The 7,687-nt window shown below is 59.1% G+C and carries 8 protein-coding genes and 1 pseudogene; 7 read left to right on the top strand and 2 right to left on the bottom strand.

What is annotated here, in order from left to right; translation table 11 throughout:
* Positions 1-226, top strand: a 226-nt coding sequence (locus AABE10_RS35560) for a VWA-like domain-containing protein (RefSeq protein WP_342937734.1), incomplete at its 5' end; no start/stop codon positions are given.
* A 393-nt stretch (positions 227-619) separates the two neighbouring features.
* On the opposite strand, the gene AABE10_RS35555 is transcribed toward AABE10_RS35560, so the two are convergent.
* Entirely contained in the window at positions 620-943 is a 324-nt protein-coding gene (locus AABE10_RS35555) for an H-NS family nucleoid-associated regulatory protein (RefSeq protein ID WP_342937733.1), read from the bottom strand.
* Between the two features lie 625 nt (positions 944-1,568).
* Positions 1,569-2,033: a hypothetical protein gene (locus AABE10_RS35550; protein WP_342937732.1), complete on the bottom strand. Its 465-nt coding sequence runs from the start codon at positions 2,031-2,033 to the stop codon at positions 1,569-1,571.
* A gap of 251 nt (positions 2,034-2,284) precedes the next feature.
* On the opposite strand from AABE10_RS35550, the gene AABE10_RS35545 reads away from it, so the two are divergent.
* The 6 genes and pseudogenes from AABE10_RS35545 to AABE10_RS35520 all read left to right on the top strand — a co-directional run.
* Positions 2,285-3,334, top strand: a complete 1,050-nt coding sequence (locus AABE10_RS35545; protein ID WP_342937731.1) for a CpaF family protein — start codon at positions 2,285-2,287, stop codon at positions 3,332-3,334.
* An 18-nt stretch (positions 3,335-3,352) separates the two neighbouring features.
* Positions 3,353-3,733, top strand: coding sequence for a TrbC/VirB2 family protein (locus tag AABE10_RS35540; protein ID WP_342937730.1), 381 nt, complete (start codon positions 3,353-3,355; stop codon positions 3,731-3,733).
* Positions 3,726-4,037 (top strand): VirB3 family type IV secretion system protein, encoded by a 312-nt coding sequence (locus tag AABE10_RS35535; RefSeq protein WP_342937729.1) that lies wholly within the window; start codon positions 3,726-3,728, stop codon positions 4,035-4,037. Before AABE10_RS35540 ends, AABE10_RS35535 begins: the two co-directional genes overlap by 8 nt.
* Complete coding sequence (locus AABE10_RS35530; RefSeq protein WP_342937728.1) at positions 4,031-6,490, top strand: type IV secretion system protein VirB4; 2,460 nt, start codon at positions 4,031-4,033, stop codon at positions 6,488-6,490. Before AABE10_RS35535 ends, AABE10_RS35530 begins: the two co-directional genes overlap by 7 nt.
* 10 nt (positions 6,491-6,500) lie before the next feature.
* A complete protein-coding gene (locus AABE10_RS35525; protein ID WP_342937727.1) occupies positions 6,501-7,235 on the top strand; it encodes a type VI secretion protein in 735 nt (244 codons plus the stop codon).
* A 17-nt stretch (positions 7,236-7,252) separates the two neighbouring features.
* A pseudogene (locus AABE10_RS35520) lies at positions 7,253-7,687 on the top strand (type IV secretion system protein); the annotation flags it as partial.

The raw sequence follows: 7,687 nt of genomic DNA, 5'->3' as shown, positions 1-7,687 counted from the left end.
TCTTGAACTGCTACCTGTGCGCGGCGGTGGGGGGACCTCATTCGTCGAGCCGTTCGAGCGGCTTGCGAAAGAAGGAATCCGCCCCGCATTCCTGGTTTATCTCACCGACATGGACGGCCCGTTTCCCGACGATCCTCCGGACTACCCGGTCCTGTGGGCGTCGACGACGCCTCTCAAGCGGGCGAAGAAGGCGCCGTTCGGTGAGATGGTCGAAGTGATCTGTTAGCGCACGATGTTGCTCATTCCCTTAACCCAACCCCGGCCGAGTGCTGGGGTTTTTTATTCCGGTTTGGCTCTGAAAGCGGATTCCACGCATTCCACAGGCTCATTTTTCGGAACTTTGGTGTCTTTCAGTCGAGAAAAATCAAGCAATTCAATTGTTTAACCGTGCGCTGCCCGGTGGTTGCGAACTTGGGAAGGCACAAAGGGACCTGAGCCGGCTCAGGTTGCTCTTGCTCAAACTGAAACAAAAGCGAAAAACATGGCCGAATCTTAACCGCGTATTTTCAAAAAATGAATCAATGCGCGGATGCATTGTTTTGTATTCGGCCGCAGGCCCCGATCCCGAGGTGCGTGCATTGATGCGAGGTTTTTATCGCACTTGGCGCGAAAAAGTAGGCTACGGAAGCGGCTTAAACAGATCCATTTGCCGAGGATCGGACTTGCGACCTTCGCTGTTCGCTTCGGTCGGCGCAGGCCCACGCGCGATGCGAAAAAAGCCGGGGTCGACGCCCGAGTTATGCGCCGCGCGAAGCCAATGCGGCGTATCGCCCAGCCCATTCCATTCGTTACCATGCGCATCCCGATAGAGCGCCGGGTGATCGAGGTCGTGCTGGATTGAGTCAGCGAGCGCTTGCACTGTGATGCCGAATTCTTCCATCCGACGACGTATCCAGATGATCAGCCGGTCGCGGGCTTCGCCGTCAACTATTTTTCCCTTCATAAACGAGTGCTGCTTCGTTGGTTGTCGTGTTGCGCAGTATAACGGCGTGCCGCAGCGGTCGCCCCGCGTAGCGCCTCAAAGAGGTGTGCCTTCTGCCTTTCGGGGAGGCGAGCCGCTTGCTGCTGGTTTTGTGGCCATCGACGAGAAGCAGAGGTGCGCGAATGTTTCTGTGTTATCTGATTGATCCGCGCCATCGTACCGTCGTAAAGGTAAATGACGGCTTTGATCGCGCGTCAGAACTGCTTGCGAGCGAAGCTCTGGAACTTCAATCGCTGTGGCGAGCCATGTCAGATCCTGATTCGTCGGTCGACGTCGTGTATTCACCGGGCGACGCTGAGGAACCCTGGTTTCGAGTACGTCTGACACATTCAGGCAAGCCACTGGAGCTCGTCATCGCAGGCAAGGGCGTGCTCATCGCATGGGCGCCGTACCCGGCGACATTGCGAGCCAGATCGCGACCGCCCACGCGCTTGAGGCTCACATCGAATATCCTGGCGACCGGCACACGGCTGCCGCCGACTGGCTCAAGTCCGAACTCGGCTCAGATCGACGCATCCCCGTAAAACGCGCTGGCACGAAAGGCCGCCGCGTGCGTCGTCACGGGGCATCGTCCTGACAGTACGCTCTAGGTGCGTTTGCGCGCCATCTGGTCGAGTGACTCACCAACGCGAAAGCGCTCAAGCCGGTCGCTTGCATCAGCAACAGCCGCGAGCGGTGCACGACGTAACTGCCTGTCGTAAGTCGAGACGATTACAGCAAATTGCCGGAAGCCGTTCTCGTCCAGTGACCACACGCCAGAGTCCCGGCCGCGATCGAAGGCCGCTGATATGACGTCCTCGGCGTCTCGCATCTGTTCGAAGGTGGCTTCACCGTAGCCCGCCTCTGCCAGTAACCCGGTGAGGATCATTGCCTGGCAAAGGGTCTGCGCCGCTCCGGCATTGCCCATTCCCCGCCGCATCGCGTCCAGGGCGATGTGAACCTGCAAACAAAGCCGATCGACCTCGGTGCGCGGCATCGGTAGCAGGAGGGTCTTGTTTCGACGCGCACGCGCCGCTGCTGCGGTTCGTGCAAACGGAATCGTTCTGGCCATCGTGTCAATAATTGGAAAGCGTCGTGGGCGAATCCTACACCACACACAGGAGTGCAGCGTTACCCTGAAAGCTATACGTTTTACTGCACCATTTCGGGTTAGTGACCTGAGCCGGCTCGGCGACGCATTACGGCATCGCCGCGCTGCATGACATCTTCGGGCAGTGTCACGCGCAACGAATCGGCAAAAGCTCATTGATTTGATCGTTCTTTCGGTCTGCTACAGGTCACTGCAGCCTGAAAAATAGCAGCATGTCCGAAGCTACCGAAAATCCCCTGCTCAAGGTGCGCCCGCTCGAAGAGAGCGCGGTGCAGATGTTTTTCGCATCCGTCGCCCCGCTGCGGGAATACTTCGAAGCGCCTGACGTCGCCGAAATCATGGTTAACAACTTCGACAATGTCTGGATCGAGCGACGTGGTGAGATGCACCGCCTCAATCTCACGCTGAACCAGGCAACGCTCAACGGCGCGATTCTTTCCCTTGCTGCATCGGTCGAGAAGTCGGCGAAGGCCGGCACGGCGCAGGGCATCATCAATGCGGGCCACAAGGGTTTGCGTATCGCGGCCGTCATGCGCCCGACGGCGATCGATGGGCACGCGATGTCGATCCGCAAGCATAGTGACAGGCAACTCAGCCTTCCCGACTATGTCGCAATGGGCGCGTTTTCGCGCGTGTACGCGCGACACGAGCACAACGACGAAAAGCTCTTCTATCCCGGCATCGAAAACGAAGGGCTGATGGCCGCCGTGAGCGAGCTGATCGTCCGCCGAAAAAACGTCTTGGTGGCGGGCGGCACATCGACAGGCAAAACCACGTTCCTCAACGCGCTCGCCGCGCAGGTGCCCGAAGACCAGCGCGTCATCACCATCGAGGACACGATGGAACTGAAGCTGCGTGTGCCCAACCTCGTGCGCTTCCTGTCGAACCCGGACAAGGGGGTCGCGACACAGGCCCTGGTTGCGCTGTGTCTGCGATTCCGGCCTGACCGGATCGTCGTTGGCGAGGTCCGCGGCGGTGAGGCGTTCGACTTCATTCAGGCGCTGAGCACCGGACACGATGGCGGCCTGGGATCAATTCACTCAAACGATGCGCGCGGCGGCTTGAGCCGTCTGGAAAGCCTCGCGATGCTCGGTATTCCGCCCGGCAGCCGCTGGGATCTGGTCGATATGCGCAAGGCCATCGCCGACTGCTTTCACTACGTGATTCACCTGCGTCGTACCGGCGAGTTGCGCCACGTTTCCGAGATCGTCGAGATCAAGGGGTTCAAGGATGGGGACTACGTCCTCAACCGTGTTTTTTAAACAATCAGGAGCTGTTGAATGAAGAAATGCCTCAAGTCTGTCCAGTCGCGACTGCGTGCCGTTGGAGCCGCTGCATATCGTCGCTTTCTCAGCCGTCGCGAGATCAGGTCGACGATTGTGGCTGCCGGTCTCGCGTTTTTCGCTCCTTTCGCATCGGCCGTCAGTATGAGTGACCTTGGTCCCGCCACCGACGTGATCTGTCTGATCTCCGCATACATCAGCGGCCCGTGGCTGTATGGCATTGGCATCGTGCTGATCATCGTAGGCGCCGTTGCGATCGCGAGTTCAGAAAGCACCATCGGCAAGCTGATTTCCTCCGTGTTCGTCGGACTGGGCCTTGCCGCCTGTGCAATACCCATCGTCAAGAACCACCTCAACATCTCGTACACCTGTGCGTAAGCCAACAAAAGTAAGCCGCGGGCTCTCGCTGCCGCGCCAAATGGGCGGCGCAGACCGTGGCCTTGCGATCGCGAACGGCACGCTCACGATGCTGCTCTGTTATTCGAGCATGACGTTCGCGTTCTTCGGGGTAGGCGTCGTGATCCATTGGGTCCTGCGCTGGAAAAGCAGTCGCGATCCGTGGTGGCGCGACGTGATGCTCGTCTACAACCATTACCCCGACCTGCATGAGCCGCTTCCATCGACGAAATTCTCTGCGCGTTTCAAGCGGCCCTATGGTTTCGACCAGGATCTTCCATGCTGAAACGAATTGTGCGCCGGCCGGTACAGGAGATTGCGCCATGGGCAACCATGGTGACGCCCGAACTCATCCTCGACAAGGACGGCTCACTGCTGACCTGCTTTACCTTCGAAGGGGTCGACGCTGACTCGCCCAATGCCGACGATATTTCGTCGGTGCGTACCAATCTGGATAACGCGTGCAAGAACTTTGATCACCGGATTACCGCGTGGTGGCGTCTCTCGCATCGTCGCGTGCAGGGCGCAATCGACGGGGCATTCACTGCGGACATCGATGCCTACGTAGACAGGATTAACCGCAACCATGTGAGCAGCGGCAAATTCTTCCGTAACACGCATTCTTTTTCACTGGCCTACACGCCGGAAACGGGTATCAACAAGGTCTTCGAGAAGGTTGCGTATCACATGACGGTTGGCGGCAGATCGATGCTGCCCGCGCTCATCGAAACGGTCAAAGACACGTTCTTTTCCCGGAGTGCGTTCGCCTTTGATCTGGAGCGCATGACGTCGGATATCAAGCGCTTCGAGTCGATTCTCGACGCGTTCAAGGGCGGGGTAACCCGCCTGAAGGCGAAGCGGCTGGAGCTGCAGAATGCGCTCGCCTATCTGCACCAGACGGCTAATCCATCGGTGCCGCCGCGCCGCGTGCGGTATCCCGTCACGATGCTCGATACGCACCTGACGGAAAGCACAGTCGTTTATGGTGCTGAACACATCATGTTCGAGTCGGCCTACGGAGTCCGTTACGCCAAGATCGTGGCGGTCAAGGAATGGATGGGATTCCAGGAAGCGGCGCTCGACGTGCTGTCCGAAGTCGACGCTGAACTCGATATCTGCGTGATGTTCCGCTTTCTGGATACCAGCAAGGCCAAGCAGTACATCGAAAAGATCCGCAGCTTCTACAAGATCGCCGCGTTCAGTCCGTGGGCCATCATCAAGGGTTTTCTGGCGAAGGAAGAACAGAAAAACGAGAAGGGCCGGATGATGCTTGCGGAGGAGGCCGAAGACGCGCTCGCGAAAATCACGGCCGAGGGGCAGCAATACGGATTCGCCAATGTATCCGTGATCGTCTATGGCAACACGGTCGGAGAGTGTGACGACGCAGCCCGGGAAGTGGTGGGCCGGATCGGCAATGCTGGTTTCGGGGTGGTCCTCGAGCGCGATAACCTTGCGGCTGCGTGGAATACGACGCTCCCTGGGCGCTGGGACAAGCAAAAGCGCCTTCAGTTTGTCGAGACGCCAGCCATCTCCGACATCGCACCTGTGCGAAGTGTGGCTGAAGGCAGCGCTGTCAACGCCTGGCTGACACAGCAGTCGGGCCAGAAGACTGGGCCGCTCACGCTGCTACCCACGCGCCACAAGACGTTGCAGCGGGTGAACCTGCACCGGCCCGGCGGTGCGTCGCACCTGCTCGTGCTGGGTCCGATCGGCATGGGCAAGTCGATCATGCTTAACTTCCTCATGTCTCAGACCGGACGCCACGGCGCCCGCCGCGTGCGCTTCGACAAGGACCGCTCGACGCGCATTCCAACGGTGCTGGCCGGCGGCCGCTTTATCGACGCGACCGGACGCTTTGAGGCGGCGACATCCGTCAACCCGTTGTCCCTGCTCTGCGACAAGCAGCATTACCCGTACGTCGCCGAATGGGTGCAGATGGCCATCGAAGACGATACCTTCCGCTGCAGCAAGAACCAGGAGCGGGAGATCTTTGACGCGGTCACCACGCTTGGCGATGGCTACAGCCCCGAGTTGTGGACGTTATCTAACCTGAACACGATGCTCACCATTGAACTTCGCGAGCGACTGGCAGTGTGGACGAAGGGCGAAAAAAATGGCCGGTTCTTCGATCACGTCGAAGACGCGTTCACCCTGTCCGATGACCTCTCGATTGAGATGGGCGATCTGTTCAACAACTTCCCGGTCGCCGCCGCGCTGTTCATGGATTACGCGTTCTACCGGATCGCGCAATGGCTGGATGGCAAGCGCTACACGGTGATTGAGGTCGAGGAGGCGGGCTTCTTCTTCCAGAACGAACGCTTCTACAAGCGCCTGGAGGTCTGGGCAGTGACTATCCGGAAGCTGAACGCAACGCTGATGATGGCGACGCAGTCGCTCGCACAGGTCGCACGTATCGCGGACTTCGAGGTGCTCAAGGAAAACATCCCGAACATCATCTACCTGCCCAATCCCGATGCGAAGAATAACCTGCATCTTTATCGCGACAAGTTCGGCCTCACGCTCGACCAGATCCAGATGATCGTCGAGGCCGCGCCCAACCGGGACTACCTGTGGGTAACACCGGACCAGACACGCATGCTGCAGGCGAGCTTCCCCAAGGAGACGCTCGCCGTATTGCGTTCGGATGGCCGCGCTCAGGCCGTGCTCGACAGGCACGTCAAGTCGGGGGCGGCGAACTGGCGCGAGGCCTACCTTGCCGAAATGACGACTCTCGACTGAGGAACCAACGATGAAGAAGACTCTTGCGCGCCTTGCCCTGACCGCTGGGCTGACGTTGTGTGTGTCGCACGCTGCGTACGCGACGTTACCGGTCATCGATCCTGCAAACCTGATCCAGACCACGATCACGGCTCTCAAGGCCGTCAAGACCGAGGTGTATCAGGACAGCAATATCGCGTACCAGTACCAGATGATGGCGAACCAGCTTCTCCAGGCGACGAACCTGGACCCGGCTGCGATGAAGGCGCAGTACGACCAGATCACCGGCGATATCTCAAAGTACAAGCAACTCGCCGATAACGCGACCAGCCTGTACGGCGACCTTCAGAATGGCAACCAATGGCTTTCGCACGTGCAGACGATGGTCTCCCGTTCGGGCAAGTCAAACGCGCAATGGTTCGCCGATATGGGCACGCTTTACAGCCAGCGTGACAATCAGGCGACCCAGTTGATGCAGACGGGTAACAACGTAGTCCAGCATATTCAGGCACTCACGAAGCGGCGACAGGAGTTGCAGTCGCAAATGTCGTTGACGCCAACCGCGCAGGCTACCGCGGAACTCACGACGCACTATCTCGACGTGGTATCGAGCCAGATGAGCGACATGCTTCAGATGATGGCGAACAAGACGCAGAAGGATGCTCAGCAGCAGTCTGCGGATAACGCCGAGGACAAGGCGCGATCAGCCAACGCAAAGGCTTTCCTCGACCAACAGGCCGCCGAGCGCGCGGCTTACGGCTACTAGGGGAGCGCAAAAGCGACATGTTGCTGCGTGACATCAAACATCTGGCCGTCGCCTGTCTGCTGGCGCTGTTTGCGATCGGCGCGTCGCCGGCGTTCGCTGACGACGCGTCTGCGCCCGCGGCAACCAGTGGTACGGCCGCCAATCCCTACGTGAGCGCTGGTGAAACTGCGGCGGGCAACGCCCGTGCGATCGACAAGATCACCGCCATGTTTTCGTCGATCATGAATACCGCAGTCGAGGCCTCCCAGAGTATCCAGAAGGAATCGGACAAGTTCGCCAGCGGACTGGCAGTCATCACGATCGTTCTCGCAGCCGTGCGCTTCGGCGCAACGAAAGACCCGGTCATGGCGTGGGTCGCCTTGTTTGAAGAGCTAGGCACTCTCGGCATCTTCGCTTCGATCTACGTCGGTTTCGCGAGCTGGGCTCCAAACTTCTATAAATGGTTCGTCTCC

It is taken from the genome of Paraburkholderia diazotrophica, from assembly GCF_038900755.1.
GTDB lineage: Bacteria > Pseudomonadota > Gammaproteobacteria > Burkholderiales > Burkholderiaceae > Paraburkholderia > Paraburkholderia diazotrophica_A.
Note: the sequence above shows the minus strand (reverse complement) of the source record. Positions and strands in the feature narration are given on the sequence as shown.

Coding starts and splice junctions, on each gene's coding strand:
- AABE10_RS35540 (WP_342937730.1), top strand. CDS start 3,353: ATGAAGAAATGCCTCAAGTCTGTCCAGTCGCGACTGCGTGCCGTTGGA.
- AABE10_RS35555 (WP_342937733.1), bottom strand. CDS start 943: ATGAAGGGAAAAATAGTTGACGGCGAAGCCCGCGACCGGCTGATCATC.
- AABE10_RS35545 (WP_342937731.1), top strand. CDS start 2,285: ATGTCCGAAGCTACCGAAAATCCCCTGCTCAAGGTGCGCCCGCTCGAA.
- AABE10_RS35530 (WP_342937728.1), top strand. CDS start 4,031: ATGCTGAAACGAATTGTGCGCCGGCCGGTACAGGAGATTGCGCCATGG.
- AABE10_RS35550 (WP_342937732.1), bottom strand. CDS start 2,033: ATGGCCAGAACGATTCCGTTTGCACGAACCGCAGCAGCGGCGCGTGCG.
- AABE10_RS35525 (WP_342937727.1), top strand. CDS start 6,501: ATGAAGAAGACTCTTGCGCGCCTTGCCCTGACCGCTGGGCTGACGTTG.